This is a genomic window from Kitasatospora sp. NPDC042419 (assembly GCF_056437345.1).
Genome location: NZ_JBWKAW010000025.1, coordinates 76635 through 102410, shown reverse-complemented (window position 1 = coordinate 102410; position 25776 = coordinate 76635). Strand labels below are relative to the sequence as shown.

At 73.9% G+C, this 25776-nt stretch carries 24 protein-coding genes; 10 read left to right on the top strand and 14 right to left on the bottom strand.

The annotated features are described in order from the left end of the window. Positions 1–33 precede the first annotated feature (33 nt). Together AC067J_RS33565 and AC067J_RS33560 are read right to left on the bottom strand one after the other, a co-directional pair. Positions 34–489: an ester cyclase gene (locus AC067J_RS33565; protein WP_478305688.1), complete on the bottom strand. Its 456-nt coding sequence runs from the start codon at positions 487–489 to the stop codon at positions 34–36. A gap of 119 nt (positions 490–608) precedes the next feature. Next, positions 609–1064, bottom strand: coding sequence for an anthrone oxygenase family protein (locus tag AC067J_RS33560; protein WP_478305686.1), 456 nt, complete (start codon positions 1062–1064; stop codon positions 609–611). Between the two features lie 408 nt (positions 1065–1472). Between AC067J_RS33560 and AC067J_RS33555 the strand changes: the two genes are divergently transcribed. The 4 genes from AC067J_RS33555 (at position 1473) to AC067J_RS33540 (ending at position 5018) form a co-directional block, all read left to right on the top strand. Next, positions 1473–2561: an amidohydrolase family protein gene (locus tag AC067J_RS33555; RefSeq protein WP_478305684.1), complete on the top strand. Its 1089-nt coding sequence runs from the start codon at positions 1473–1475 to the stop codon at positions 2559–2561. Positions 2562–2763: 202 nt separating this feature from the next. After that, on the top strand, positions 2764–3705 hold the full coding sequence (locus AC067J_RS33550) for an SDR family NAD(P)-dependent oxidoreductase (protein ID WP_478305682.1): 942 nt from the start codon (positions 2764–2766) through the stop codon (positions 3703–3705). A 58-nt stretch (positions 3706–3763) separates the two neighbouring features. Continuing rightward, positions 3764–4144 carry a SchA/CurD-like domain-containing protein gene (locus AC067J_RS33545; protein WP_478305681.1) on the top strand — a complete coding sequence of 127 codons (381 nt, stop codon included), beginning with the start codon at positions 3764–3766 and terminating at the stop codon, positions 4142–4144. A 1-nt stretch (position 4145) separates the two neighbouring features. Beyond that, positions 4146–5018 carry an LLM class flavin-dependent oxidoreductase gene (locus AC067J_RS33540; RefSeq protein ID WP_478305679.1) on the top strand — a complete coding sequence of 291 codons (873 nt, stop codon included), beginning with the start codon at positions 4146–4148 and terminating at the stop codon, positions 5016–5018. A 255-nt stretch (positions 5019–5273) separates the two neighbouring features. Here AC067J_RS33540 and AC067J_RS33535 read toward each other — a convergent pair whose 3' ends face one another. From AC067J_RS33535 to AC067J_RS33520, 4 genes are all read right to left on the bottom strand, one after another. After that, positions 5274–5873 (bottom strand): TetR/AcrR family transcriptional regulator, encoded by a 600-nt coding sequence (locus AC067J_RS33535; protein WP_478305677.1) that lies wholly within the window; start codon positions 5871–5873, stop codon positions 5274–5276. Positions 5874–6070: 197 nt separating this feature from the next. Next, positions 6071–6577, bottom strand: coding sequence for a quercetin 2,3-dioxygenase (locus AC067J_RS33530; RefSeq protein ID WP_478305676.1), 507 nt, complete (start codon positions 6575–6577; stop codon positions 6071–6073). Positions 6578–6663: 86 nt separating this feature from the next. Then, a complete protein-coding gene (locus AC067J_RS33525) occupies positions 6664–7641 on the bottom strand; it encodes an alpha-ketoacid dehydrogenase subunit beta (protein WP_478305674.1) in 978 nt (325 codons plus the stop codon). Between the two features lie 107 nt (positions 7642–7748). Then, a complete protein-coding gene (locus tag AC067J_RS33520; RefSeq protein ID WP_478305672.1) occupies positions 7749–8735 on the bottom strand; it encodes a thiamine pyrophosphate-dependent dehydrogenase E1 component subunit alpha in 987 nt (328 codons plus the stop codon). A 485-nt stretch (positions 8736–9220) separates the two neighbouring features. On the opposite strand from AC067J_RS33520, the gene AC067J_RS33515 reads away from it, so the two are divergent. Together AC067J_RS33515 and AC067J_RS33510 are read left to right on the top strand one after the other, a co-directional pair. Continuing rightward, a complete protein-coding gene (locus AC067J_RS33515; RefSeq protein ID WP_478305671.1) occupies positions 9221–10084 on the top strand; it encodes a sensor histidine kinase in 864 nt (287 codons plus the stop codon). A 164-nt stretch (positions 10085–10248) separates the two neighbouring features. Further along, entirely contained in the window at positions 10249–10866 is a 618-nt protein-coding gene (locus tag AC067J_RS33510; protein ID WP_478305669.1) for a response regulator, read from the top strand. A gap of 151 nt (positions 10867–11017) precedes the next feature. On the opposite strand, the gene AC067J_RS33505 is transcribed toward AC067J_RS33510, so the two are convergent. Together AC067J_RS33505 and AC067J_RS33500 are read right to left on the bottom strand one after the other, a co-directional pair. Next, a complete protein-coding gene (locus tag AC067J_RS33505) occupies positions 11018–11287 on the bottom strand; it encodes a hypothetical protein (RefSeq protein ID WP_478305667.1) in 270 nt (89 codons plus the stop codon). Positions 11288–11416: 129 nt separating this feature from the next. Continuing rightward, the gene (locus AC067J_RS33500) at positions 11417–12439 is read right to left on the bottom strand and encodes a medium chain dehydrogenase/reductase family protein (protein ID WP_478305665.1); all 1023 of its coding nucleotides are present in this window, start codon (positions 12437–12439) and stop codon (positions 11417–11419) included. Positions 12440–12610: 171 nt separating this feature from the next. Here AC067J_RS33500 and AC067J_RS33495 point away from each other — a divergent pair, with 171 nt between their 5' ends. Beyond that, positions 12611–13240: a TetR/AcrR family transcriptional regulator gene (locus AC067J_RS33495; RefSeq protein WP_478305663.1), complete on the top strand. Its 630-nt coding sequence runs from the start codon at positions 12611–12613 to the stop codon at positions 13238–13240. A gap of 343 nt (positions 13241–13583) precedes the next feature. On the opposite strand, the gene AC067J_RS33490 is transcribed toward AC067J_RS33495, so the two are convergent. Further along, positions 13584–14300 (bottom strand): DUF4386 domain-containing protein, encoded by a 717-nt coding sequence (locus AC067J_RS33490; RefSeq protein WP_478305662.1) that lies wholly within the window; start codon positions 14298–14300, stop codon positions 13584–13586. Positions 14301–14496: 196 nt separating this feature from the next. On the opposite strand from AC067J_RS33490, the gene AC067J_RS33485 reads away from it, so the two are divergent. Next, a complete protein-coding gene (locus AC067J_RS33485; RefSeq protein ID WP_478305660.1) occupies positions 14497–14934 on the top strand; it encodes a MarR family winged helix-turn-helix transcriptional regulator in 438 nt (145 codons plus the stop codon). A 183-nt stretch (positions 14935–15117) separates the two neighbouring features. On the opposite strand, the gene AC067J_RS33480 is transcribed toward AC067J_RS33485, so the two are convergent. From AC067J_RS33480 to AC067J_RS33470, 3 genes are all read right to left on the bottom strand, one after another. Then, positions 15118–16311, bottom strand: coding sequence for an RtcB family protein (locus AC067J_RS33480; protein WP_478305659.1), 1194 nt, complete (start codon positions 16309–16311; stop codon positions 15118–15120). Positions 16312–16656: 345 nt separating this feature from the next. After that, the gene (locus AC067J_RS33475; protein ID WP_478305760.1) at positions 16657–18024 is read right to left on the bottom strand and encodes a M16 family metallopeptidase; all 1368 of its coding nucleotides are present in this window, start codon (positions 18022–18024) and stop codon (positions 16657–16659) included. A gap of 20 nt (positions 18025–18044) precedes the next feature. Beyond that, positions 18045–19406: a M16 family metallopeptidase gene (locus AC067J_RS33470; RefSeq protein ID WP_478305657.1), complete on the bottom strand. Its 1362-nt coding sequence runs from the start codon at positions 19404–19406 to the stop codon at positions 18045–18047. A gap of 250 nt (positions 19407–19656) precedes the next feature. Here AC067J_RS33470 and AC067J_RS33465 point away from each other — a divergent pair, with 250 nt between their 5' ends. Both AC067J_RS33465 and AC067J_RS33460 read left to right on the top strand, forming a co-directional pair. After that, positions 19657–22107 carry a DNA gyrase/topoisomerase IV subunit A gene (locus tag AC067J_RS33465; protein WP_478305655.1) on the top strand — a complete coding sequence of 817 codons (2451 nt, stop codon included), beginning with the start codon at positions 19657–19659 and terminating at the stop codon, positions 22105–22107. Between the two features lie 263 nt (positions 22108–22370). Continuing rightward, the gene (locus AC067J_RS33460) at positions 22371–23276 is read left to right on the top strand and encodes a sucrase ferredoxin (RefSeq protein WP_478305653.1); all 906 of its coding nucleotides are present in this window, start codon (positions 22371–22373) and stop codon (positions 23274–23276) included. A gap of 167 nt (positions 23277–23443) precedes the next feature. Here the strand turns inward: AC067J_RS33460 and AC067J_RS33455 are convergent, their stop codons facing one another. Both AC067J_RS33455 and AC067J_RS33450 read right to left on the bottom strand, forming a co-directional pair. Further along, on the bottom strand, positions 23444–25183 hold the full coding sequence (locus AC067J_RS33455; RefSeq protein ID WP_478305651.1) for a solute symporter family protein: 1740 nt from the start codon (positions 25181–25183) through the stop codon (positions 23444–23446). Further along, a complete protein-coding gene (locus AC067J_RS33450; RefSeq protein ID WP_478305649.1) occupies positions 25180–25728 on the bottom strand; it encodes a DUF485 domain-containing protein in 549 nt (182 codons plus the stop codon). The genes AC067J_RS33455 and AC067J_RS33450 overlap by 4 nt, the downstream gene beginning before the upstream one ends. Positions 25729–25776: the final 48 nt, after the last annotated feature.

Here is a 25776-nt window from a genome sequence, read left to right as displayed (position 1 = left end):
CCCTCGGGGTGCGGTGGGCTCGGGCTGGTGGACTCAGTGCTGCGGGCGGCCGACCGGCTGGATGGCGCCGATGTCGAGCAGGATCCGGGGCACGTTGTCGCCGATCCACGACTCGACGACCCGGCCGCCGACGATCCGGTGGCAGGACATCTCGTGCACGGTGACCGGCTTGCCGGTCGGCGGGATGTCGAACAGCTGCCCCTGGTGGGTGCCGCGGGTGGTGAACCGGGCGTAGACCCGGTCGCCGTCGCCGGCCACGTCCTCGACCGTCACGTGGACGTCGGGGAACGCGTTGCGCCAGAGCAGCACGGCCTGGCGGAACGAGTCCGGGCCGGGCGGCATCGGGGGCAGGCCCGGGGCGTGCACCACGTAGTCCTCGGCGAAGCGGTCGCCGATCGCGGACAGGTCGCCGTCGTTGAAGGCCCGCTCGGTCAGTTCACGGATGAGGGCCTTGTTGGCCTCGACCGTGGTCTCGGTGGACGAGGTCATGACACTCCTTTGGTCGGCGGACGGCCCTGCGGCCCGAGGCCGTGGGGCTCGTCCGGGTGGGCGGAAGTCTGGACTTCGGAAGCCGGGTCGGGGAGACCCCGGCGAACGGACCGCGCAGGTCAGAGGAGGGCGGCGAGGGTGAAGCAGACCGCCGCGCCGATCGCGCCCATGGTCCGGGTCTCGTGCGCCAGGTGCCACCGGCGGCGCTTGCCGCGCCAGGCGGCGTCGCTGTCCTGGTGCGGGCTCCAGCGCTCGATCTGGCGCCAGATCGGGCGGTTGACGCCCTCGGAGGCGACCGCGACGGTCGCCATGCCGACGGTGCCGGCCGCGTACAGCGCCGTGGCCACCTTGCTCTCGGAGCGGACGGCCTTGGTGGCGCCGACGGCGGCGGTGGCGATGCCGTTCCAGAAGGCGATCGGGTGGAACACGTGCATGTCGATGAGCTGGCACGTGTTGACGTACCGGTCGTAGGGCAGTGAGTTCAGCATCGGCAGGATGGAGGTTTTCATGATCCACAACGTGCCGAGCTGAACGCTGGACGACGTCACCAGCCAGACGTTCGCATTGTCCTGCATGTCGATTCCTCGAATCGATCCTTGAGATCACGGGACGTCCGCCGAGTGTTCGGCGAACCGGGGAGGGGTCGCTCGATGCGGTGACACGGGACCCCGGGGGCCGGGGCATCTCGGCCCCCGGGGCGGCCCCGCCGGCTCATCCTTGCCGCCGGGTGGTCCCAGTGTCAGGAGGCATCCGTCTCCACCGGGCTGGGACGTCGCCCGGGCGCCCACGGACCGCGTCCCGGCCGTTCCGGGCCGGTTGCCCAGCCGCTTCGTTGCACCAACCGGCCGCTCCGGAGGCCGTGTTGACGCGCGCACCGGCCGCACCCTACGGTGCGAGCGGGCACTCACTCACTCGACTGTCCGGGCCCGCGACCACCCCGCCGAGCCGACCGGCCGGCGGACATCCCAGGAGGTGCCGAGCCGATGACGATCGATGTGCACGGCCACATCACGTCGCCCGAACTCTTCCGCCGGTTCCCCATGCCGCCGAGCCTCGCCGATGTCGACGGCATGGTGGAGCTCAAGGCGGCGGCGGGGATCACCACGTCCCTGGTCGGCAGTCCCGTCGGCGCGGGCACCATGGTGCGCACGCCGGGGCTGGACAACTACCGCCAGCCGCTCGACACGCTGGAGCGGTTCCACGACTGGCTCGGTGAGCAGGTCCGGGCCCGGCCCGAGGCGCTGCGCGGGTACGTCTACACCAACCCGCTGGGCTCCGACGCCGAGCTGGCGGCCACCGCCAAGCGGCTCGAACAGCCCGAGTTCGTCGGGCTGATGGTCAACTCCAGCATCGCCGGGCGGTTCCTCGACGTCCCGCAGGCCGACGCGTTCTTCGCGATGGCCGCGCAGTACCGGACGCCGGTGATGCTGCACCCGCCGGCCGAACCGGCCGGCGCCGGAGAGCTTGACGACCTGCGGCTGGTCGAGCAGATCGCCCGGCCCTGCGACGTCACGCTGGGCACGGCCGCGGTGCTGTTCGCCGGCTGGCTGGAGAAGTACCCCGACCTGCGGATCGTCGCGCCGGTCTGCGGCGGCGGACTGCCGCTGCTGCTGGAGCGGCTGGAGCTGGCCCGGCGGATGCCGGTCACCTTCGGGCGGCCTGGTGCCGGCGGACCCCCGGCCGGCGTCGGCGGACCCCCGGCGGGCCGCCCCGGCGGGCCGGGCGGTCCCGGCGGACCGGGGACGGGCGGACCGGGCGGACCGGGCGGACCAGGCGGACCGGGGACGGCGGCCCCGGCCGGCCCCCCCGTCCCGCCGCTCGCCGAGGCGCTCCGCCGCGTGTACGTCGACACGGCGACCCCGAGCCTGCGCGCCATCGCCGCCGCGGTCGACGCCTTCGGGGTCGGCAACGTCATGTTCGGCACCGACTCCCCGCCGATGAGCGCACCGCTGGACGCCTCGCTCGCCCGGCTCGACGGGCTCGGCCTGGACGCCGCCGCGGTCGCCCGGATCCGGCACGGCAACGCCGCCGAGCTGTTCGGCCTGGCGCCCTCCGCGCCGGACCGCGGCTGAACCCGCCCCACCCCGAGCGGACTTGGGTAGCGCCAAGCCCGGACTCACCCCCGACCACCGGCGCCACCACGCCCCCGGCTCCACACCGGACCGGACCGCGGCGGTCCCCGCCCAGCACCGGGGCCGGCCCGCCGCGGCGGGCGGCGCCACACCGGCGCCACGCCTCAGGAACCACACCGACAAGCGACAGGGAGGTGCTGTCATGACGGCAGCCGCACCGACCGAACCGCCGGGCCCGCCCGCCGGACGACCGGGCGGAGGACCGCCCCCGGGCTTCGCCGGCCCACCCGGCGGACGCCCTGGCGGACCGCCACCGGGGGCCTTCGGCCCGCCCGGCGGCGCACCGCCCCAGCCCGCACCCGAACGGGTCCCCGCCGACCGGCAGTTCACCGGCAGCCGGGTCCTGGTGGTCGGCGGCTACGGCAGCATCGGTGCCGCCGTCGCCGAGGACCTGGCCGCCCAGGGCGCCCGGGTGGCCGTCGCCGGCCGCTCGCTGAAGAAGGCCGAGGAGACCGCCGACCGGCTGGCCCCGTGGGCCACCCGCGGCGGCACGGTCGTCGCACACGCCGTGGACGTCGCCGACCGCGCCGACGTGGACCGGCTGGTGGACACCGTGGTCGCCGACTGGGGCGGCGTCGACGTCCTGGTCAACTGCGCCAGCGCGCTGGTCACGATCCCCGCCGAGACCATCTCCGAGGAGGACTGGCGCACCATCGTCGACACCAACCTGCTGGGCGCCTTCTGGCTCTCCCAGGCGGTCGGCCGGGCGATGATCGCGTCCGGCGGTGGGCGGATCGTCCACCTCTCCTCCGTGCGCGGCAAGTTCGGCGCCCGGCGCGGCTTCAGCGCGTACGGCGCCAGCAAGGCGGGCCTGGACCTGCTGGTCAAGCAGCTGGCCGCCGAGTGGGGCCGGCACCGGATCGCGGTGAACGCCGTCGCCCCCGGCTTCGTGCGCACCGACTTCGTCCAGGAGAACGCGCAGAACCCGGAGTTCATGCGGATGGTGATCGGCCGGATCCCGCTGGGCCGCACCGCCGAACTGCACGAGGTCGCGGACGCCGTGACCTTCCTCGCCTCACCGCGGGCCGGATTCATCACCGGCCAGGTGCTGTACGTGGACGGCGGCGTCACCGCCAGCCAGTGACGGCGCCACCTCCCCACCCCGACGGGCCGAGTCCGGCCCCGAACCGTCAGGAGACGACATGAGCACGTGGCACGCGCTGTACTACCCGCTGCTCCCGGGCAGCGAGGACACCGTCAAGGAGCTGTTCCGCAAGAGCGGCCGCCCGGAGTTCGACGTCCGGACCCCGGACGGCACGATCGTCGGGAAGCTGCTCGGCACCCAGGCCTTCGTCGGAAAGGAGCTGGCCGTCCGGGTCATCGAGATCGAGGGCCCGCTCCCGCTGGTGGCCGCGCACATGAGCCAGCAGCCGGCCGTCCGCGAGTTCGAGCGGGAGCTGGAGAACCACCTGGCCGTCCCCCGCGACATGACCAGCCGGGAGGGCGCGCAGGCCTTCTTCCGGCTGGCCTCGATGGAGAACGTGCTCTCCCGCCGCCACGACCAGCCCCTCGAAGGGGAATGAGATGAAGATCGGAATCGGACTGCCGACCTCACTGGCCGGCACCGCGGGCGAGGACGTGGTCGGCTGGGCGGTGCGCGCCGAGGAGGCCGGGTTCTCCACGCTCGGCACCATCGACCGCCTGGTGCACACCAGTTGGGAACCGCTCACCACACTGGCCGCGGCCGCCGCGGTCACCGAGCGGATCGGCCTGGCGACCAGCATCCTGATCTCGCCGCTGCGCTCCAACACCGCGCTGCTGGCCAAGCAGGCGGCCACCGTGGACCGGCTCTCCGGCGGTCGGCTCACCCTCGGCCTGGCGGTCGGCTCGCGCCCGGACGACTTCGAGGCCGGCCGGGTCGAGAAGACCGGCCGGGGCGCCCGGACCGGCACCCAGGTGGCCGAGCTGCGCCGGCACTGGGCCGACGCGCAGGCCGGGCGGGAGCCGGCCGTCGGTCCGGCGCCGGTCCGGCGCAACGGGCCGGAGCTGATCCTCGGCGGCCACTCGCCGGCGGCGCTGCGCCGGGCGGCCAGGCTCGGCGACGGCTGGATCGGCGGCGGCACCGGCCCGGTGATGTTCGCCCAGGGCGCGCAGGCGCTGCGCGAACTGTGGGCCGAGGAGGGCCGGGAGGGCGCGCCCCGGCTGGTGGCGCTGGCGTACTTCGCGCTGGGCGAGGACGCGACCAAGCACACCGAGGGCTACCTGCGGTCCTACTACCGGGACGCCGGTCCGTTCGTCGAGCACATCCTGCGGGGCGCCGCCGACTCGGTGGGCAAGCTGCGCGGGATCGTCGGCAAGTACACCGAGGCGGGCTGTGACGAGCTGCTGCTGATGCCGTGCTCCCGGGACCTGGACCAGGTCACGGCAGCGGCCGCGGTGCTGGGGCTCATGGGCTGACCACGGTACGGCGGGGAGGGGCGGGCGGCCACGGGCCACCCGCCCCTCCCCCGTTGCCCGGTGACGCCCGCCGGGCCGGAGCGGGTTCCACCGCGCGACCGGCAACGGGCCCGGCGGCGGGGCCAACGGGCACGGGCCCGGCGGCGGGGCGAACGGGCACGGGCCCGGCGGCGGAAACGGCAGGGCCCGCCGCCCGGCACTGCTCGCCGGGCGACGGACCGGTCCGGGCGGGCCCTCACGGGCCCCTGCCGGGTGCTACGCGGGCGCCGGGGCCAGCGTCCGCCAGAGCTGCCGGACGAAGGCCTCCGCCTCGCGCAGCGCCTCCTGGCCGGCCGAGGGCGCGGCGAACACGCCCCCGTACGCGGCCAGGTAGCAGGCGCCGAGCAGGAGTTGGGCCGCGGCCACCGGGTCGGCGTCCCGGCTGACCACGTCCACCCGCTGGGCCCGGCGCAGGTAGTCGGCCAGCAGTTCGGAGGCCCGGTGCGGTCCGGCGTTGTTGGCCCGCATCCACTCCCGGTGCCGGTCGAGCAGCTTGGGCTCGGCGAAGACCGAGAGCAGCATCGGCATCGACTCCCGGTAGAAGGCGAGCGCCTCCTCGGCGACCTGCTGGAGGGTCGCGCGGACCTCCCCCTCGGTGCCGATCTCCTCCGGCAGCGCCCGCAGCACGGGCAGCAGCCCGGGCAGCCGCTCGGCCAGCACGGCCAGGAAGACGTCCTCCTTGCTGCGGAAGTGCCGGTAGATGGTGCCCTCGGAGCAGCCCGCCACCTCGGCGATCTCCTTGGTGGTGCACCGGGCCAGGCCGAGGTCCCGGATCACCCGCTCGGCGGCGTCGACGATCTGCTCGCGCATACTCATGAAGGCTCCGAAGGGACGGGTGCGGCCGGGTGCGCCCCGGTCCGCGACTGCGGAGTGGTTCCCGAAGGATAGCGTGTAGGTGAGCGCCCGCTCACCTGTTTGGGCCGGTACGTCGCCGGCTCCGGTGCGCACGGCGCCGGCCCTGCCGCCCGGATGGACGGCAGGGCCGGCACGGCACTGTCCAGGCGCGGCACCGCTCAGCGGGGCGGTCCGGCGGGGCCGCCCAGCCCGGGCGGCGGCCCGACCAGCTGCACGCCGAGCGGCTCCAGCGCGCCCAGCAGGCGGGCGAAGTCCGGCGGGCCCTGCAGCGGCGGGGGGAGCTCCAGGCTGGTGGCCGGCTCGCCGGTCTGGAAGAACCACTCCTCGAAGCCGGCCGGGGTGCCGAGCACCAGGAACCGGGTGCCCTCGGTCTCCACCCGGTACTGGTGGGCGATGCCGCGCGGCGCGAACACGGTCGCGCCCGGGCCGACCTTGTGCTCGTCGTCGCCGATCCGCAGCACCATCTCGCCCTCCTGGACGATGAAGAACTCGTCCTCGCGGGTGTGCAGGTGGACGGGCGAGGCGTAGCCCGCCGGGGAGAGCTGCTCGGCGAGCCAGAACTGGCCGCCGGTCTCGGCGCCGGTCGCCTTGAACTTGAGCAGGGCGCCCACGTGCCAGATGGCGCGACCCTCGTCGGGCTGCTTCACGAACGGTTGGGACGTCACTCGGTTCCTCCTCGGTCGGCGGCCCCGCGCACGGGACCGCTCGGAAACGGTGCGGAAACTGATGGAGCGTCGGATCCGACGGTACGTCAGGCGGCCGTCTTGGCGGGGCTGGTGGCGAGAACGGCGGCCACCACCTGGTCCGGACCGGGTGCGAAGGCGTCCTCCAGCTCGGGGCTGAAGGGCACCGGCGCGTGCGGCCCGGTGACCATCCTGACCGGTCCGCGCAGCGCCTCGAAACGGTCCTGCGCGACCTGCGCGGCGATGTCGGTGGCCAGGCTGCAGCGCGGGTGCGCCTCGTCGACCACGACCAGGCGGCCGGTCTTCTCGACGCTGGCGTAGATGGTCGAGGTGTCCAGCGGCGAGAGCGTCCGGGGGTCGATCACCTCGACCTCGACACCCTCCGCGGCCAGCCGCTCGGCGGCGGTGAGCGCGACCGAGACCATCCGGCCGACCGCGACCACGGTGCAGTCCGCGCCCTCGCGGACCACCTTGGCCGAGCCGAACGGGATCGCGTACGGCTCCTCGGGGACGGGGCCGGGTGCGAAGTACAGCATCTTGTGCTCCAGGAAGAGCACCGGGTCGTCGTCCACCAGGGCCTGCGCCATCAGGCCCTTGGCGTCGTACGGGGTGGACGGCGCGACCACCTTGATGCCGGGCAGGTGGACGAAGAGCGGGTGCAGCGCCTGCGAGTGCTGGGCGCCCCGGCGCAGGCCGGTGCCCCACATCGCCCGCAGCACCAGCGGCACGGAGACCTTGCCGCCGGACATGTAGCGCAGTTTGGCGGCCTGGTTGGCGATCTGGTCGAAGCAGACGGTGGCGAAGTCGACGAAGAGCAGGTCGACCACCGGGCGCAGACCGGTCGCCGCGGCGCCGACCGCGGCGCCGACGAAGGCCGCCTCGGTGATCGGCATGTCGAGCACGCGGTCCGGGAACTCGACGTGCAGGCCCTTGGTCGGGCCCCAGGCGTTGGTGCTGTCCTCGCCCATCAGGACCACGGAGCGGTCGAAGCGCATCTGCTGGGCGAGCGCCTCCCCGATGGCCTGCTGGTAGGTGATGGTACGCACGTGACTCTCTCCTCCGGAGGTGGTCCCGACCGGCCGGCGCCGGTCGGCGGGCGGACTCGTCCAAGGCCGTGCGCGCCCGCGGACGGGCGTGTCGAAGGCCGCGCGCGTCAGCGGGTGTAGACGTCGGTGAGCAGGCTGGCGTGGTCCACCGCGATCGGCTCCGCCGCGGCCGCGACGGCGGCCTCCACGAGGGCGGTGACGTCCCGGTCGATCCGGTCGAGTTCGAAGGCCGCGGGCCCGGGCACGGTGCCGTCGGCGATCCGGGAGCGGAGCAGCAGCAGCGGGTCGGAGTCGGTGCGGAGCCGGTCCGGGTCGGCGCTCGGGCGGTAGGACTGGTCGTCCCAGAGCTCCATGTGGCCGTGGAACCGCTCGGCCCGGAACTCCAGGACGGTCGGGCCCTCGCCGGCCCGGGCGCGCTCGACCGCCTCGGCGGTGGCGGCGTGCACGGCGATCACGTCGTAGCCGTCGACGACCGCGCCGGGGATGCCGAAGCCGGCCGCGCGCTGGGCCATGTCGGTGCCGGAGAAGTGCCGGTCGGCGGGGGTGGCCTGGGCGTAGCCGTTGTTCTCGACGGCGAACACCACGGGCAGGTCGAGCATCCGGGCGAGCACCAGGCTCTCCAGGACCGCGCCCTGATTGGCCCCGCCGTCGCCGGTGAAGGCCACCGCGACCTGCCCGGTGCCTTGTTGACGTGCCGTCAGAGCCGCTCCGCAGGCGAGCGGTACGCCGCCGCCGGCCAGGCCGTTGGCGCCGAGCATGCCGCGGTCGAAGTCGGCGATGTGCATCGAGCCGCCCTTGCCGGCGCAGAGGCCGTCGGAGCGCCCGTGCAGTTCCTTCATCATCGCTTCGACGTCGCAGCCCTTGGCGATCGCGTGGCCGTGGCCGCGGTGGGTGCTGGCCAGGTAGTCGTCGGGGGCGAGGGCCGCGCAGACGCCCGCCGCGACGGCCTCCTGTCCGCTGTAGAGGTGGACCGCGCCGGGGAGGTTCTTCGCCAGCCCGTGCAGGCGGTCCTCGAAGGCTCGGATCGTGCTCATGGTCCGGTAGATCTCGATGATCTGATCGACCGTCAGACGTGTGGTGCGGGATGTGCCCATGGGGTCGCCTCCTCGGCTCTCCGGGGACGGCCGGTGAGGCGCCGCGCGACCCGGTCGCCGGCCGCGCTCATGGCCCGACTCCCATGAGGGTAAGTGCTCACTCACATGGGTGCAACCAAGTGTCCGAATCCGCCACGGCGCCATACACCGCGCGCCCCGCCTACCCTTGCGCCCTGTGCAACAGCCCGCCTAAGGTCTTGTCCCGGGTGGATTGGGATCACGGCATAGAACGCGCGACGGACCGTTTGTGCGGGGTTCGCCGTGCCGGTTTGCGAACATGCCCGAGAAATTCCTTTTCCCCGCGCCAGGAAACGCCCGTGCACTGTGGGTTCGACGCGAGCGACGGGGGGATTTCAGGAACCATGCTGGATCAGATAGCCAAAACCTCCGGCGGGGAAGACCGAAGACCAACCAGCCTGGCCATGGACGTGGCGACACTCGCTACGCGCGGTGAACGGAACACGTCCGACCGGATCGGACGACTGGTGAGCACCCTCCTCGGGCTGGTCACCGGCCTCGGCGCGGCCGGCCTGCCACCGGCCCCGGAACGGCGCGACGGCCGGCCGAAGGACTCCGTCCCCCCGCCCCCGCCCGGCCCCTTCAGCCTGCCCTGGCTGCACCAGGCGCTGTCCCAGCCGCGCCGCCGGCCGGACGGGGCGAGGGCCGACGAGCCGGAGCCCGCCTGTCCGGCCGAAGCCGCCCGACTCGACGAACGCCGACGGGTCCGCCGTGAACTGCACGACTCGCTCGCTCCCAGGCTCGCCGCCCTGCACATGCGGATGGAGCTCGCCGGCCTCTCCCTGACCGGCGACGCCGACCAGGCCCCGGCCCTCCTGGCCCAGGCCCGGGAGGACGTCAGCACCGCCATCGCCGACGTCCGGCAGGTGATCCGCGACCTCGACACCTCGGAGTCCCGGACCACATCGAGCCCCGGCACACTGCGCCAGTTCCTGCACCGGCAGGTCCGCGCGTTCGAGGAGGCCGGGGCCGGCCGGCTCCGTTTCGTCACCGAGCTGCCGGCCGTCGTCGACGATTTTCCGGCCCGCGTCCAGAACGAATTGAAGAACATCTCCGGCGAGGCCGTCGCCAATGTCGCACGGCATGCCCAGGCGACCCTCTGCCGGATCTCGGCGTCCATCGGCCGGAACGGTCTCGATCTTTCGATCGAGGACGATGGAGTGGGCATTTCCAGCGGATCCGTCGGCGGAATAGGACTGCCGTCCATGTGCGTCCGCACCAGGGAACTCGGCGGAATTTTCTCGGTCGAGACCAAGGCCCCGCACGGCACGGTGATCCGCGTGCGGCTGCCGCACTCGGTGCTCACCGGCGACGCGGACCGGATCGGCTGACCCGCGCGTCCCCGCCCTTCCCTCCCGGCCCGCCCGTACGGCGGAGTCCGTGCTCGACCGACCCGCACCACCCCCGGATCTCCCCTGCGTTCCCCGCATCCAGCACCCTCTCCCTAGGAGTTCCCATGGACCCGGTCGCGCCCCGAAACCTCCGTATCCTCGTCGTGGACGACCATGAGCTGTTCCGGGCGGGTTTACGCCAACTCCTGGACCGGATCGACTCCCTGACCGTCGTCGGCGAGGCGTCCAGCGGTGCCGACGTGCTCTCCGCCGTCGAGCGGCTCGCCCCGGACGTCGTCCTGATGGACATCGGCATGCCCGGCACCGACGGCATCGAGGCGACCCGCACGCTGCTCGCCCGACACCCCCGGGTCGCGGTGGTGATGCTGACCGCCGACGACAACGACGACTCCATCGTCGCGGCGGTCCGGGCCGGCGCCCGCGGCTACCTGGTCAAGGGCGCCGGCCTGGACGACGTCCGCCGGGCCATCACCGCCGTGAGCCAGGGCGGGGCGCTGTTCGGGCCGGAGGCCGCCGCCCACCTGCTGGCCCAGGTCCGGCGGCCGGCGCCGGAGCGCGAGCCGTTCCCCGACCTCACCCCCCGGGAGATGGCCGTTCTGACCATGCTGGCGGACGGCCGCAACAACTCCTACATCGCCAACGAGTTCGGGTTGTCGATGAAGACGGTGCGCAACTACCTCTCGCGGATCTTCAGCAAGTTGCAGGTCACCGACCGCGCCGAGGCGGCGGTCCGGGCCCGGCGGGCCGGTCTCGGCAGCTAGGGGCTGTCGATCAGCCCGGGGCCGCGACGCCCGGACACGCCCCGGGACGGGGCGGGGCCGGGCGGGTCACCCGGAACGGCCGGGACGGCCGGGGCCGCCGGGACGGGTACGACGGGCAGGACGGCGCGGCACGGGGCGGACCGGGCCGCCGTCACCTCTCCAGCAACTGCGCCCAGAGTTCGGCCTCGTTCCGGCTCAACGGCGCGGCCTCCGCACCGACCCGCTCCGGGTGCCAGTCCGGCACACCCGGCGGGGGCAGCACCGGCTCGGGCCGGCGCGCGCCCGGCAGCGCGGAGGGCGAGGTCAGCGGGGCCATCGCCAGCCCGAGCCAGATCATGCCGTCGGCCAGGTAGCGGCCGAACCGCCGCGCCCACCGGCGCAGCAGGAGACGGCGGTGGGCACGGCGCAGGGCGGATCGCATCGGAAGGCCTCCGGCAGGACGGCAGCGGGGGAAGCGGTGCTACCGCAATCCTGGTGACCTGCCGTCCCACCGTCATGGGTCGGGAATCCCCAACGCGCTGGGAAAGTTTCCTGGCCCGGTCCCGGCCCGCTACGCCGGGGTCGGGACCAGGACGATCTTCCCGCCGACGGCCGCGCTCTCCATCGCGCGGTGCGCGTCGGCCGCCTCGTCCAGCGGCATGGTGCGGCCCACCCGCGGGCTGACCAGCCCCTTCTGCAGCAGTTCCAGGACGGTCGCGAGGTCCTGCTGGTACGCGGCCGGCTGGGACTTCTCCAGGCTCCAGGCGTTGTAGAACATCGTCCGCTTGCCGTCCGGGAGCAGCTTGGGCAGCACGATGCCGCCCAGGAACCCCTGGGCGCCGACCAGCAGGTCCGGCTTGCCCCCGCGCAGTGCGGCGTTCTGGCCGTAGCCGACCATCACGCCGCCGCGCCGGACGGCCTGGTAGGAGCGGAGGAAGTGCCGTCCGCCGACCGGGTCGAAGACCGCGTCCACCGCTCCGCCGGGCAGGCCCCGGACCACCCGCAGGAAGTCCTCGGTGTCCCGGTCGACCGGGTGGCCGCCGAGCCGGCGCACCTGGTCCGCCCGGGCACCGGAGCAGGTGCCGTAGACGGTGACCTCGGCGAGCGCCGCGAGCTCCAGGAAGGCGGTGCCGACGCCGCCGGACGCGCCGTGCACCAGGACCGTCCCGCCCCGCCGGACCCGGGCGACCCGGTGCAGCATCTGCTGCGCGATGAAGTAGTTGAGCGCGAGCGCGGAGGCCTCGACCGGGTCCACCCCGTCGGGCAGCGGAACCAGGCGGTTGGCGGGCACGATCGCGTACTCCGCGTAACCGCCGCTTCGCACCAGCGCGACCACCCGCTGTCCCACCGCGGGCGCCCGGGTGCCCGGGCCGATCTGGTCGACCTCGCCCACCAGGTCGTATCCGGGGGTGAAGGGGCGCTTCGGCCCGCCGGGGATCACCCCGGCGCGTAGCAGTATGTCACCGTAGGAGACGCCGGCGGCGAGCACCCGGACCCTGACCTGCCCCACGGCGGGGGCCGGGAGTTCGTCGCTGGACAGCCGTAGGACCTCGGCTCCGCCGAGCCTCGGCACACTCACATGGCGGTACCTCATCGTGGCCTCCGCAGTGGAGAGACGTCATGGAAGGAGTGGCGCTGGTCCTCCGCAGGGGTGTTCGGTCACGGGAGCCGGCCGCTGCCGGGCCGTTCCCTGCCCCCGTATTTTTATATAGACTGAGTGTACAATGAATGTGATAGCACCCGCCTCAGGAGACGTCAACAGCCCATGAGCCCACGCCAGTACCGAGCCGGCCAACGCCAGGCAGCCGCCGAGCAGACCCGTAGCCGCATTCTGGAAGCGGCCTGCGAGCTGCTCACCGGGGAGAAGGGCCCGGCCTCGTTCAGCATGGACGCCGTCGCCAAGACCGCCGGGGTGGCACGGATGACCGTCTACTACCAGTTCGACTCGAAGACCGGCCTCCTCGAGGCACTCTTCGACGACCTGGCGCTGCGCGGCGGAATGGACAGAATGCCCGCGGCCTTCATGCGGCCCAGCGGGCAGGAGGCGCTCTCCGGAGTCCTCGACGTCCTCACCGGCTTCTACGGCTCCGGGCGGATCGCCCTGCGCCGGCTGCGCGGTCTGGGAATCCTCGACCCCGAGCTGGACACCGCGCTGCAGAGCCGCGGCGAGCGGCGGCGCGGCGGCCTCCAGGTGGTCCTCGGCCGGCTGCTCGCCGACCGGGACGCCGAGGTCGGCGAGGCCGAACTGGAGGAACTGGTCGAGCTGTTGTTCATGCTCACCAGCTTCGAGACCTTCGACCTGCTGGCCGGTCCCGAGGGTGACACCCCGGCGGTGGCCCGCCGGATCGAGGAACTGATTCTCGCCGTTCTCGACCGCCGGCTCGCGGCCGCCTGACGGCCGGCCGGCGCCTCAGGCGTCCCGGGCCCCGTCACCCGTCCCGCGCGCCCCGGCCCCCCGCCGCCCGGCGACCCCCCTCCGGTCGCCGAACGGCGGCCGGCGGCGCGGCGGCCTTCCTCCCCAGGACGCCGCCGCGCCGCCTTCCCTTTTCCTCACGAGCCCCGCGGCCCGCTCGGTCGCGACCGGTCCGCCGCGCCTCCCGGCGCCGCGTTCCCCGCCGCTCTCCCCCGGTCGGGGCGGCCGCGCCTCGGAGCACCACCTACGAGGTGCCGGGCCGCCGCCGTACCGGAGCAGTCGGACCGGCCGACGGTTCCCCACCGGCCGGTTCGTCGGTGGATTTTCAGACAGCCTCGACCCCGTCGCCCTCGTAGGCCGCGGTGCGGCGCGGGCGCTGCTTGGGCAGGATCACGCTGGCCGCGATCAGCCAGATCAGACCGCCGAAGCGGCCGATCGGCAGGAAGAACCCGAGGCTGGTCGAGAGCAGTGCCAGGGTGCCCAGCACGCCGATCCCGGCGAGCACCAGGCCGGTCCAGGCGAAGCCCTTCGGGCCGAAGCCCAGCAGCAGCATCGGGACGGCCACGCCGGCCAGCATCACGCCGAACGGGACGACGTGCCCGGGGCCACCGGTGGCGAAGAGGATGTCGGTCAGCACGCGGACCAGCGGCGCGTCGCCGAGGCCCCCGGCCCGCGAGGCGGCCCAGACGGTGAGGCCGCAGGTCGCCATCGAGACCGCCGAGAGCACACCGGCGACCAGGGCGATGCCGGGGCCCGGGGCGGTCACGCCGAGCTTGCGCAGCCGCTGGTAGGCGATCGCGGCCCAGACCGCGAGCGGGAGCGAGGCGCCGAACTGCAGCGTCCCGGCGACCCGGGCGGCGGTCTCGTGGTCGCGGTAGTAGGCGAGGGTGTCGGCCGCCGAGTCGGTGGGCAGCGGGGTCTGCCGGGACAGGACGATGGACACCACCATCAGCGCCGCGAACGCCACGGCGGGCAGCAGCAAGGGGGGGCCTGACTGCTGGCGCCGGGCGGCGGCGGCCGGTGCCGCGGATGTCGTGGTCATGATGGGCGCTCCAGTCGAGAACGGGTCGATGGCCGGCGCCGGGCAGGATCGCCGCCGGTAGTTCCGACTTTAGAATAGTTCACCTAGGGACATCATTGTCCACTGGTATCGTGTTTCCATGACTGAAACTCCCGACCGCGCCCCGTCGCTCCACCGCGGCCAGCAGGGAGCACAAGTAGCTTTCCTTCTCTCACAGTTGGGTGAACACGCAGCTCAGGCCTTCGCCCAGCGGGTGGCCGAGCTCGACCTCACCCCCGCCCAGGCGGGCCTGCTCAGGTCCGTCGCGCTCTCCCCCGGCCAGCACCAGCAGGAGCTCGCACGGCGGCTGGGGATGTCACCCAGTCGGTTCGTCGCCTTCATTGACGCCATCGAGGAGCGCGGGCTGGTCGAGCGCCGGCGCAACCCCAAGGACCGCCGGTTCCAGGACCTCTACCTCGCGCCCAAGGGCGAGGAGGTGATGCGCGGACTGGCCGAGGCGGCGCTCGCCCACGAGGAGGCCATCTGCACCGGCCTCGACCCGCAGGAGCGCGTCGTCCTCGCCGACCTGCTGCGCCGGGTCGCCGAGGCGCAGCACCTCACCGCCGGGGTGCACCCCGGCTACCGGCGGCTCAACCCCAAGCGCGACCACGTCTGACCCGCCGCCGTGCCGGCAGCCCGGCACCCCGGAACCCCGGCAGGGAACGGGAACCGCACCCCGGCGCCGTCCCGAACGCGAACGGGCCCGAAACGCGAAACGGGCCCGAAACGCGAAACGGGCCCGAAACGCGAAACGGCCCCCGACCGGAGTCGGGGGCCCGCGTCCGCGGAGGGCGGGGGATCAGCCCTTGACGCAGACGACCTGCTTCAGGTGCGCGACGACCTCGACGAGGTCCCGCTGCTGCTCGATCACCTTCTCGATCGACTTGTACGCGCCCGGGATCTCGTCCACCACACCGGAGTCCTTGCGGCACTCCACGCCCTTGGTCTGCTCGGCCAGGTCCTGCGTGGTGAACCGCTTCTTCGCGGCGTTCCGGCTCATCTTCCGGCCGGCCCCGTGCGAGGCCGAGTTGAACGCCGCCTCGTTGCCCAGCCCGCGGACGATGTACGAACCGGTGCCCATCGAACCCGGGATGATGCCGTAGTCGCCGGAGCCGGCCCTGATCGCACCCTTCCGGGTGACCAGCAGGTCGACGCCGTCGTACCGCTCCTCCGACACGTAGTTGTGGTGGCAGCTGATCACCTCGTCGTAGGCGACCCGGGCCTTCGCGAACTCGCGGCGGACCACGTCCTGGAGCAGCGCCATCATCAGCGCCCGGTTGCGCTTGGCGTACTCCTGCGCCCAGAAGAGGTCCTGGCGGTAGGCCGCCATCTGCGGGGTGTCCGCGATGAAGACCGCGAGGTCACGGTCGATCAGCCCCTGGTTGTGCGGCAGGGACTGCGCGACGCCCATGTGGTGCTCCGCCAGCTCCTTGCCGATGTTGCGCGAACCGGAGTGCAGCATCAGCCAGACCGCGCCGGTGTCGTCGACGCAGACCTCGATGAAGTGGTTGCCGCCGCCGAGCGTCGCCATCTGCTGGGCGGCCCGGTCACGGCGCCACTTCACCTCCGGCGCCACCCCCTCGAACCGCTGCCAGAAGTCGTCCCAGCCGCCGGTCGGGACGCCGTGCAGCCGGCCCGGGTCGACCGGGTCGGTGTGCAGGCCGCGGCCGACCGGGATGGCCTGCTCGATCCGCGACCGCAGCCGGGAGAGGTCGTCCGGCAGGTCGCCGGCGGTGAGCGAGGTCTTCACCGCGCTCATCCCGCAGCCGATGTCCACGCCGACCGCCGCCGGGCAGACGGCGCCGCGCATGGCGATCACCGAACCCACCGTCGCGCCCTTGCCCAGGTGGACGTCGGGCATCACGGCGAGCCCGTGCAGCCAGGGCAGCGAGCTGATGTTGCGCAGCTGCTGCATCGCCTGGCCCTCGACGGCGGCCGGGTCGGTCCACATCCGGATCGGGACCCGGACGCCGGGTACCTCGGTGTACGACATGGTTGAACGACCTCCTGAGGTCGGTTGGTTCAAGCCTAGGTTGGTGCCGCGCGAAGAGTCCCGGCGCGGCCCGGGGAAGTCAGGGGGGTGGCGGCGCTCAGGCGGCCGAGGGGCATCGGGAGGACAGTCTCGGGGAGCGCCGAACGGTTTGCTCGACCCGCATGGTGACCGCCTCCTCTCCGTGTGTGCACCGGGTGCCGGGAGCTATCTACCCACGCACCGCGCGGTGCCCGCAAGGGAATAACGCGAAGGGCCCGGCGGAGCGTTCGCACGCTCCGCCGGGCCCCGGCCCGTCGCCCGTTCCGTGCCCTGCCGGGACCACGGTCGGGCCCGTTCGGGCACCGGTCAGGCGGTGACCACGGTGACCTCGCCGATGCCCAGTTCCCGCACCTGGTCCGCGAACGCGGCGGCGTCCCCGACCAGGACGGTCACCAGCCGGTCCGGCGGGAAGGCGGCGACCACGGCCTCGGTGGCCGCGGCCGTCGACAGCTCGGCCAGCTGCCGGTAGACCTCCGCCTGGAAGTCGTCCGCCAGGTGCTGCTCCACCTGGTCGGCCAGGGTGCCGGCCACCGAACCCGCCGTCTCGTACTTCAGCGGGGCCACGCCGACCAGGAACTGCACCGCCTCGTCGCGCTCCGCGTCGGTGAGGCCCTCGGCGGCCAGCGTGCGCAGGATGGTCCAGGTGTCGGCGAGCGCCGGGGCGGTGGACGCGGTGTCCACCGAGCCGCTGATCGCCAGCAGCGCCCGGCCGGTGCCGTCGGCCGCCGAACGCAGCGGCTGGGCGAACGCCCGGACGCCGTAGGTGTAGCCCTTCTCCTCGCGCAGCACCCGGTCCAGGCGGGAGGTGAGGGTGCCGCCCAGGCAGTAGGTGCCGAGGATCTGGGCGGCCCAGAGCGGGTCGTGCCGGTCCGGCCCGATCCGGCCGATCAGCAGCTGGGTCTGGACCGAGCCCGGCCGGTCCACGATGACCACCCGGCCGGTGTCGTCGGCGGTCACCGGCGCGTGCGCGACCACGTCGGCCGGGGCGCCCTTCCAGCCGCCCAGGGTGGACTCCAGCAGCGCCGGCAGGTCGGTGCCGGTGAGGTCGCCGACCACGACGACCGTGGTGGTGGCCGGGCGGACGTGCGCCTCGTAGAACGCCCGGACGGCGGCCCGGTCGATCGACTTGACCGTCTCCGTGCTGCCGCTGCGCGGACGGGAGAGCCGGTCGGCCGCGTCGAACAGCTCGGCGTAGAGCGCCTTGGCGGCCCGGCGGGCCGGGTTGGCCTGCTCGTGGACGATCTCGTCCAGCCGGTTGGCGACCAGCCGCTCGATCTCGTTCTCCGGCAGCGCCGGGCTGCCCAGGGCGGCGGCCAGCAGGTCCAGGCCGCGGGCCAGCCGGGAGGCCGGGACCTCCAGCGAGACCCGGATGCACGGGTGGTCGGCGTGCGCGTCCAGGGTGGCGCCGGCCCGCTCCAGCTCGGCGGCGAACTCCTCGGCGGTGAGCGTGTCGGTGCCCTCGCTGAGCGCGCGGGCCAGGATCGACGAGACGCCGTCCAGCCCCTCCGGCTCGGCCGCGAGCGGCACGTCGAGCAGCACGTCGACGGCGACCAGCTGCTGGCCCGGGCGGTGGCAGTGCAGCACGGTGATGCCGTTGCCGAGGGCCGCGCGCTCGGGGGCCGGGAACGCCCACGGGCTCGGCGTGCCGGGCTCGGGCTGGGGGTGGAAGGTCATGGCGGGGACGTAGTCGGTGCTCATACGGCGGCGCCCTCCTCGTCGGTCTCGGCGGTGGCAGCGGTCTGGTCGGCGGCGTCGGTGTCCTCGGCGGGGGTCGGCTCGTAGACCAGGACCGCCCGGTTCTGCGGGTGCAGCCGCGCCTCCGCGACCGCCCGCACCTCCTCGGCGGTGACGTCGAGGACCTTCGGCAGGGCGTCGTTCAGCAGCTTCGGGTCGCCGAACAGCACGGCGAAGCGGCAGAGTTCGTCGGCCCGGCCGGCCACCGTGGTGAGCCGGTCCAGCCACTCGCGCTCGATCTGCGCCTGGGCCCGCTCCAGCTCGGCCGCGGTCGGGCCCTCGGCGGCGAACCGGGCCAGCTCCTCGTCGACGGCCGCGTCGATCTGCGCGACGGTCGCGTCCCCCGAGGTCTTGACGTCCAGCCAGCCCAGGCTGGGCGCGCCGGCCAGCCGGAGCAGGCCGAACCCGGCCGCGACGGCGGTGCGGTCCCGCCGGACCAGCCGGTTGTACAGCCGGCTGGACTCGCCGCTGCCGAGGATGGTCAGCGCCAGGTCGGCGGCGTCCGCCTCGCGCGTGCCGTCGTGCGGCAGCCGGTAGGCGGCCATCAGCGCGCGGGACGGGACGTCCTCCCGGATCAGCTCGCGGACCTCCCGGCCGACGGTGCCCGGCAGCGCGCCGTCGCGCGGCGGCTGCTTGCCGTCGTGGGCGGGGATCGAGCCGAAGTACTTCTCGACCCAGGCGATCGTCTGCTCCGGGTCGATGTCGCCGACCACCGACAGCACCGCGTTGTTGGGCGCGTAGTACGTGCGGAAGAACGCCCGGGCGTCCTCCAGGGTCGCCGCGTCCAGGTCGGCCATCGACCCGATCGGGGTGTGGTGGTACGGGTGTCCGTCCGGGAACGAGAGCGCGGTGAGCTTCTCGAAGGCGGTGCCGTAGGGCACGTTGTCGTAGCGCTGGCGGCGCTCGTTCTTCACCACGTCCCGCTGGTTCTCCATCGACGTCTCGTCGAGGGCGGCGAGCAGCGAGCCCATCCGGTCGGCCTCCAGCCAGAGCGCGAGCTCCAGCTGGTGGGCCGGCATGGTCTCGAAGTAGTTGGTGCGCTCGAAGCTGGTGGTGCCGTTCAGCGAGCCGCCGGCGCCCTGGACGAGCTCGAAGTGCCCGTTGTTGGAGACGTTCGCGGACCCCTGGAACATCAGGTGCTCGAACAGGTGGGCCAGTCCGGTACGGCCCTTCACCTCGTGCCGGGAGCCGACGTCGTACCAGAGGCAGACCGCGGCCACCGGGGTCAGGTGGTCCTCGGAGAGGACGACGCGCAGGCCGTTGGCCAGGCGGTGCTCGGTGATGGCGATGCCTCGCTGGGAGGCGGGGGCCGGGTTGGCCATGCGCTCGGGTCCTTCCCGTCGTCGATGTCGGGGTTCGTGTGGCGTCCCCCATTGTGGTGCAACGCGCGAATGGCGTGGATGTGTCCGCGCGGACGGGGCGTTCGCCAGGGGCGGAAGAGGGGCGCTGGCCGGGACTGTCGGCCCGAGGGTCCACAATGGGGGCGCTGAGCCCTGTTGACACCACCCGACGACAGCCGGCGACACACAGCGCTGACGAGACGCAAGCGAGACGTAAGGGAGCCCCGCCGCGATGGCCCGCCGCAGTTCGCAGACCCCGCCGCCCGGAGACTTCGAGGAGCGCATCCTCGATGTCGACGTCGTGGACGAGATGCAGGGCTCGTTCCTTGAGTACGCCTACTCGGTGATCTACTCGCGAGCACTCCCGGACGCCCGGGACGGCCTCAAGCCGGTGCACCGCCGAATCCTCTACCAGGCCAACGAGATGGGCCTGCGCCCGGAGCGCGGCCACGTCAAGTGCGCCCGCCTGGTAGGCGAGGTGATGGGCCGGCTGCACCCGCACGGCGACGCCTCCATCTACGACTCCGTCGTCCGCATGGCGCAGCCGTTCTCCATGCGGCTGCCGCTCATCGACGGCCACGGCAACTTCGGTTCGCTCGGCAACGACGACCCGCCGGCCGCGATGCGGTACACCGAGTCGCGGCTCACCGCCGCCTCCATGGCGATGGTCGAGTCGATCCACGAGGAGACCGTCGACTTCGGGCCCAACTACGACGGCAGCGAGCAGGAGCCGCTGGCCCTGCCGGCCGCCTTCCCCAACCTGCTGGTCAACGGCGCCACCGGGATCGCCGTCGGCATGGCCACCAACATGCCGCCGCACAACCTCTCCGAGGTGGTCGCCGCCGCCCGGCACCTGATCAAGCACCCCAACGCCGACCTCGACACCCTGATGCGGTTCGTGCCCGGCCCGGACCTGCCCACCGGCGGCCGGATCGTCGGCCTCTCCGGCATCCGGGACGCCTACGAGTCCGGCCGCGGCACCTTCAAGATCCGCGCCACCAGCACGATCGAGGCCGTCACCGCCCGCCGCAAGGGCATCGTGGTCACCGAGCTGCCGTACAACGTCGGCCCGGAGAAGGTCATCGCCAAGATCAAGGACCTGGTCAACGCCAAGAAGCTGCAGGGCATCGCGGACGTCAAGGACCTCACCGACCGCGAGCACGGGCTCCGCCTCGTCATCGAGGTGAAGAACGGCTTCGTGCCCGAGGCCCTCCTGGAGCAGCTCTACAAGCTGACGCCGATGGAGGAGACCTTCGGCATCAACAACGTGGCGCTGGTGGACGGTCAGCCGCTCACCCTCGGCCTCAAGGAGCTGCTGGAGGTCTACGTCGACCACCGCTTCGAGGTGGTCCGCCGGCGCAGCGACTTCCGCCGCCGCAAGCGCCAGGAGCGGCTGCACCTGGTCGAGGGCCTGCTCGTCGCCCTGGTCGACATCGACGAGGTCATCGCGCTCATCCGGTCCAGCGACAACGCCGCCCAGGCCAAGGAGCGCCTGATCGAGCGCTTCTCGCTCTCCGAGACGCAGACCGCGTACATCCTCGACACCCCGCTGCGCCGGCTCACCCGCTTCGACCGGGTCGAGCTGGAGCAGGAGCAGGCCAAGCTCAACTCCGAGATCGCCGAGCTGACCGAGATCCTCGAATCGGACACCCGGCTGCGCAGCGTCGTCTCCAACGAACTCGGCGCCGTCGCCAAGCAGTTCGGCACCGAGCGGCGGACGGTCCTGCTGGAGGCCGGCGCCGCGCCGGCCGCCTCCCTCACCGTGCCGCTGGAGGTCGCCGACGACCCGTGCCGGGTGCTGCTCTCCTCCACCGGCCTGCTCGCGCGCACCGCCGACGGCGAGCCCTTCGAGCTCTCCGAGAAGCGCGCCAAGCACGACGTGATCGTCTCGGCGGTGCCCACCACGGCACGCGCCGACGTCGGCGTGGTCACCACGGCCGGCCGCGTCCTGCGCCTGGCGGTCATCGACCTGCCCGCGCTCCCGCCCACCCCCTCGCCCACCCTGGCGGGCGGCGCCGCCGTCACCGAGTTCCTCCGCCTGGAGACCGGCGAGCGGGCCCTGGCCCTCACCACCCTGGACGAGTCCTCCCCCGGCCTGGCGCTGGGCACCCTGCAGGGCGTCGTCAAGCGGGTGGTTCCCGAATGGCCCGCCAACAAGGACGAGTTCGAGGTGATCGCGCTCAAGGACGGCGACGAGGTGGTCGGCGCGGTCGAGCTGCGCACCGGCGAGGAGGACCTCGTCTTCATCGCCTCCGACGCCCAACTGCTCCGCTACCCCGCCGGACAGGTCCGCCCGCAGGGCCGCCCGGCCGGCGGCATGGCCGGCATCAAGCTCGCCGACGACGCGCGCGTCCTCTCGTTCACCGCCGTCGACCCGGCCGTCGACGCGGTGGTCGTCTCGGTCGCCGGCGCCTCCGGCACGCTCACCGGCGAGGCCCAGTCCAGCTGGAAGGTCACCCCCTTCGAGCAGTACCCGCGCAAGGGCCGGGCCACCGGCGGTGTCCGCTGCCAGCGCTTCCTGCGCGGCGAGGACGCCCTCGCCTTCGCCTGGGCCGGCCCCGCCCCGGCCCGCGCCGCCACCGCCAAGGGCGCGCCGGTCGACCTGCCCGAGCGCGACCCGCGCCGCGACGGCTCCGGCACCCCCGTGACGACCCCGATCGACACGGTCGCCGGGCCCGCCTGACGCACCCCGCTCCACGCCCGGAGGGGCGCCGGACCTCGGTCCGGCGCCCCTCCGGGCGTTCGCGCACCGGCGCCCGCACCGCACCGGCCGCGGAGGCGGCCGCGCCACCCGGACGGCTCGGCACCCGGCTCCGGCCCGCGGCCCCGGCAGCTGGCCCCGGCACCCGGGCCCCGGGCAGCCGCTCCGGCAGCCGGTTCCGACATCCGGCTCCGGACCGGAGATCCGAGCCACCCACGCGGAGAGGCGAGGGTAGCCTTACCGGAGTGAGCACCTGTGCGACGCTGTCGCGTGAACTGTCGGAGCCGTTGGCCGCCACGGCGGCCACCGCCACCACCTGGCTGCTGATCGAGCAGACCGGACCGTGGGGCGCGAAGGCGCTCGCGGAGAGCCATCTGGACGCGGCGGTGGGCCGGGCCCTGGAGGCGGCCGCCGACGGCACCGGGGTCCGGGTGGCCCTGATCCGGCGGCCCGGGCGGCACGCCGACTGCCTGCCGACGGCACGCCACGAGGTGCTGGTCGCGCACACCGTGCCGGGGCGCGGCTGGGTCCGCCGCACGGCGGTGGCCGATCCCGCGGAGCTGCTGGCGCTGGACTTCGCCGCGCTGGGCGCGGGCGACCACGGCGGTTTCGGGGCGCCGCACATCGGCGGGCCGATCGCCCTGGTGTGCACCAACGGCCGCCGGGACCGCTGCTGCGCGCTGCTCGGCCGCCCGCTGGCGGCGGAGCTGGCGGTGGCGGGGCACAGCGAGGTGTGGGAGGTGACGCACCTGGGCGGGCACCGCTTCTCACCGACCATGCTGGTGCTGCCGTACGGCTACGCGTACGGGCGGCTGACGCCGGAGTCGGCCAAGGAGGTGCTGTCGGCGGCGGCGGTCGGCCACATGGTGCCGGAGTGGTCGCGCGGCTGCTCGGGCTGGGACCGGCCGGGCCAGGCCGCCGACCACGCGGTGCGGGTGGCGACCGGCGAGACCAGGGTGGACGCGCTGACCGTGGCGGGCCGGCGGCCGGACGGCGCGGGCCGCTGGCTGGTGGAGGTCCGGCACGAGGACGGCCGTTCCTGGGAGGTCGAGGTGGTCGAAGGCGTGAGCGAGCCGGCCCGCGCGGAGAGCTGCGGCAAGGCGGCGGCCACGCCGTCGCGGATGGACGTCGCCGCCGTCCGGCAGCGGTAGCGGCCCGGCGCCCGCAGGGGTGGGTGCGGGCACCGCACGGCCCCCGGCCGTACCCGGCCGCCCGCAGCACCGGCCCGACGGCGCGACGGCCCCGGACACGGCAGGACCCCGGTGGCCCGTCGGGGCCCACCGGGGTCCTGCCGTCCCACCGCCGGGGACGGACGGCGCTACGCCGCTCCCGCACCGGTCAGCGACCGGACCTCCAGCTCCGCGTACCGGTCCGGGTCGGCCGGCTCCGGCGAGGTGAGGGTGCCGATCCACCCGGCCAGGAAGCCGAGCGGGATGGAGACGATGCCCGGGTTCTCCAGCGGGAACCAGTGGAAGTCGACCCCGGGGAACAGCGCCACCTTGGTCCCCGAGACCACCGGCGAGAAGGTCACCAGCAGCACCGCCGGGATCAGCCCGCCGTACACCGACCAGACCGCGCCGCGGGGGGTGAACCGCCGCCAGAACAGGCTGTAGAGCAGCACCGGCAGGTTGGCCGAGGCCGCGACGGCGAAGGCCAGGCCGACCAGGAAGGCCACGTTCAGCTGCTGCGCGAAGAGGCTGAGCACGATCGCGACCGCGCCGATCCCCACCGCCGCGACCCGGGCGACACCGACCTCCTTCTGTTCCGCGGACGTACCCGGGGGCTCCGCCGCGGACTCCGCGGCCGAGACCGCGCGCGCCGACCCGCCGCGGGCCCGCCGGGAGGCCGGGACGGCGGCCCGCCGGCCGCGGGGGCGGCGGGCGCGGCGCGGCCGCCCCCGCCAGGCACCCGCCCAGATGTCGTGCGCGAACGCCGCCGAGGAGGCCAGGGTGAGCCCGGCGACCACGGCGAGGATGGTGGCGAAGGCGATCGCCGAGATCACCGCGAACAGCAGCACCCCGCCGGTGGAGCCGTTGCCGCCGCCGAGCACCAGGGCCAGCAGCGGGACGGCCGTGTTGCCCGCGGAGTTGGCGTGCCGCACCTCGGCCGAGCCGACCAGCGCGGTGGCGCCCAGTCCGAGCGCGATGGCCATCAGGTAGAACCCGCCGACCAGTCCGATCGCCCACATCGTGGAGCGCCGGGCGGCCCGCGCGGTCGGCACCGTGTAGAAGCGGGACAGGATGTGCGGAAGGCCGGCGGTGCCCAGCACCAGGGCCAGACCGAGGCTGAAGAAGTCCAGCCGGCTGGTGAAGCTGTGCCCGTACTTGAGCCCCGGTTCCAGGTACCGCTGCCCGGCGCCGCTGTGCTGGGCAGCCTGCCGCATCAACTCGGCGACGTCGCCGTGGAACCGGACCATCAGCAGCACGGTGAGCAGCACCGACCCGGCGACCAGCAGGAACGCCTTGACGATCTGGATCCAGGTGGTGGCCCGCATCCCGCCCACGGTGACGTAGACGATCATCAGACCGCCGACCGCCACGATGGTCCAGGTGCGGGCCTGGGCGCTGTTGGTCCCGAGCAGCAGCGCGACCAGGCTGCCCGCGCCGACCATCTGGGCGACCAGGTAGAACAGCGTGACGACGACGCTGGCGCCGCCGGCCGCCGCCCGGACCTTGCGCCGGCGCAGCCGCAGCGCCAGGACGTCGGCGAGCGTGTAGCGCCCGGCGTTCCGGACCAGCTCGGCGACCAGCATCAGCACCACCAGCCAGGCGACCAGGAAGCCGATGCTGTACAGCACGCCGTCGTACCCGTAGAGCGCGATCAGCCCGGCGACGCCGAGGAAGGACGCGGCGGAGAGGTAGTCCCCGGAGAGCGCGAAGCCGTTCTGCAGCGGCGTGAAGTCACGCCCGCCGGCGTAGAAGTCCTCGGCGGCGCTGCCTCGGCGGCCGGCCCAGAAGGTGATCGCCAGGGTGACCAGGACGATGACGGCGAACAGTACGACGGCCAGGTCGTGGTGGTCGCCCGCGGGGGCGACGGGGGGCGGGGTCGCGGTCCTCATCGCAGCTGGTCCTGGGTGTCCCAGCGGAGCGACAGGGCGGCCCGGTCGCGCTTGGTGCGGGCGTTGCGGGCGTAGAGCCAGGTCAGCAGGAAGGTCGAGGCGAACTGCAGCAGCCCGAGCACCCAGGCGATGTTGACCGGGCCCGCGACCGGAGCGCGCATCAGCCCGGGGGCGACCGCCTGGGCTGCCACGTACAGCAGGTACCAGGTGAGGAAGACGCCGCTGACCGGGAAGACGAAGGCGCGGTAGCTGCGGCGGATCTGCTGGAAGGCGTCGCTGTGCTGGACCGAGCGGTAGACCTCGGTGCTGCCGTCCGTCTCCGGCCGGTCGGTGTCCGGGCGGCCGGCCTCCGGTCCCCCCGGCTCCGGTGCCCTGACGGGCACTGCGGCCGGTGTCCGGTCCGTCGCCGTCCGGCCGGTCACCGCCCCGTCCGCCGGGCGGGCCGGCTGTCCGGGGACCGCCGCGGGCTCGGCCCACCAGTCGAACCGCTGCCCCTGCTCGGATTGCCGTCCCCGTTCGGGACTGCTCGTCTGCTGTTGTGGCACCGCTGCTCCTGGACCCGGGGGGTTGTGTCCCGAACCATGATGGGGGCG

Bases quoted from the DNA above. Each gene is read 5' to 3' on its own strand.
- AC067J_RS33465 (WP_478305655.1), top strand. From the start codon at position 19,657: ATGGCCCGCCGCAGTTCGCAGACCCCGCCGCCCGGAGACTTCGAGGAG.
- AC067J_RS33475 (WP_478305760.1), bottom strand. From the start codon at position 18,024: ATGACCTTCCACCCCCAGCCCGAGCCCGGCACGCCGAGCCCGTGGGCG.
- AC067J_RS33540 (WP_478305679.1), top strand. From the start codon at position 4,146: ATGAAGATCGGAATCGGACTGCCGACCTCACTGGCCGGCACCGCGGGC.
- AC067J_RS33490 (WP_478305662.1), bottom strand. From the start codon at position 14,300: ATGACCACGACATCCGCGGCACCGGCCGCCGCCGCCCGGCGCCAGCAG.
- AC067J_RS33495 (WP_478305663.1), top strand. From the start codon at position 12,611: ATGAGCCCACGCCAGTACCGAGCCGGCCAACGCCAGGCAGCCGCCGAG.
- AC067J_RS33520 (WP_478305672.1), bottom strand. From the start codon at position 8,735: ATGGGCACATCCCGCACCACACGTCTGACGGTCGATCAGATCATCGAG.
- AC067J_RS33555 (WP_478305684.1), top strand. From the start codon at position 1,473: ATGACGATCGATGTGCACGGCCACATCACGTCGCCCGAACTCTTCCGC.
- AC067J_RS33550 (WP_478305682.1), top strand. From the start codon at position 2,764: ATGACGGCAGCCGCACCGACCGAACCGCCGGGCCCGCCCGCCGGACGA.
- AC067J_RS33565 (WP_478305688.1), bottom strand. From the start codon at position 489: ATGACCTCGTCCACCGAGACCACGGTCGAGGCCAACAAGGCCCTCATC.
- AC067J_RS33535 (WP_478305677.1), bottom strand. From the start codon at position 5,873: ATGAGTATGCGCGAGCAGATCGTCGACGCCGCCGAGCGGGTGATCCGG.
- AC067J_RS33545 (WP_478305681.1), top strand. From the start codon at position 3,764: ATGAGCACGTGGCACGCGCTGTACTACCCGCTGCTCCCGGGCAGCGAG.
- AC067J_RS33480 (WP_478305659.1), bottom strand. From the start codon at position 16,311: ATGTCGTACACCGAGGTACCCGGCGTCCGGGTCCCGATCCGGATGTGG.
- AC067J_RS33505 (WP_478305667.1), bottom strand. From the start codon at position 11,287: ATGCGATCCGCCCTGCGCCGTGCCCACCGCCGTCTCCTGCTGCGCCGG.
- AC067J_RS33560 (WP_478305686.1), bottom strand. From the start codon at position 1,064: ATGCAGGACAATGCGAACGTCTGGCTGGTGACGTCGTCCAGCGTTCAG.
- AC067J_RS33500 (WP_478305665.1), bottom strand. From the start codon at position 12,439: ATGAGGTACCGCCATGTGAGTGTGCCGAGGCTCGGCGGAGCCGAGGTC.
- AC067J_RS33470 (WP_478305657.1), bottom strand. From the start codon at position 19,406: ATGGCCAACCCGGCCCCCGCCTCCCAGCGAGGCATCGCCATCACCGAG.
- AC067J_RS33455 (WP_478305651.1), bottom strand. From the start codon at position 25,183: ATGAGGACCGCGACCCCGCCCCCCGTCGCCCCCGCGGGCGACCACCAC.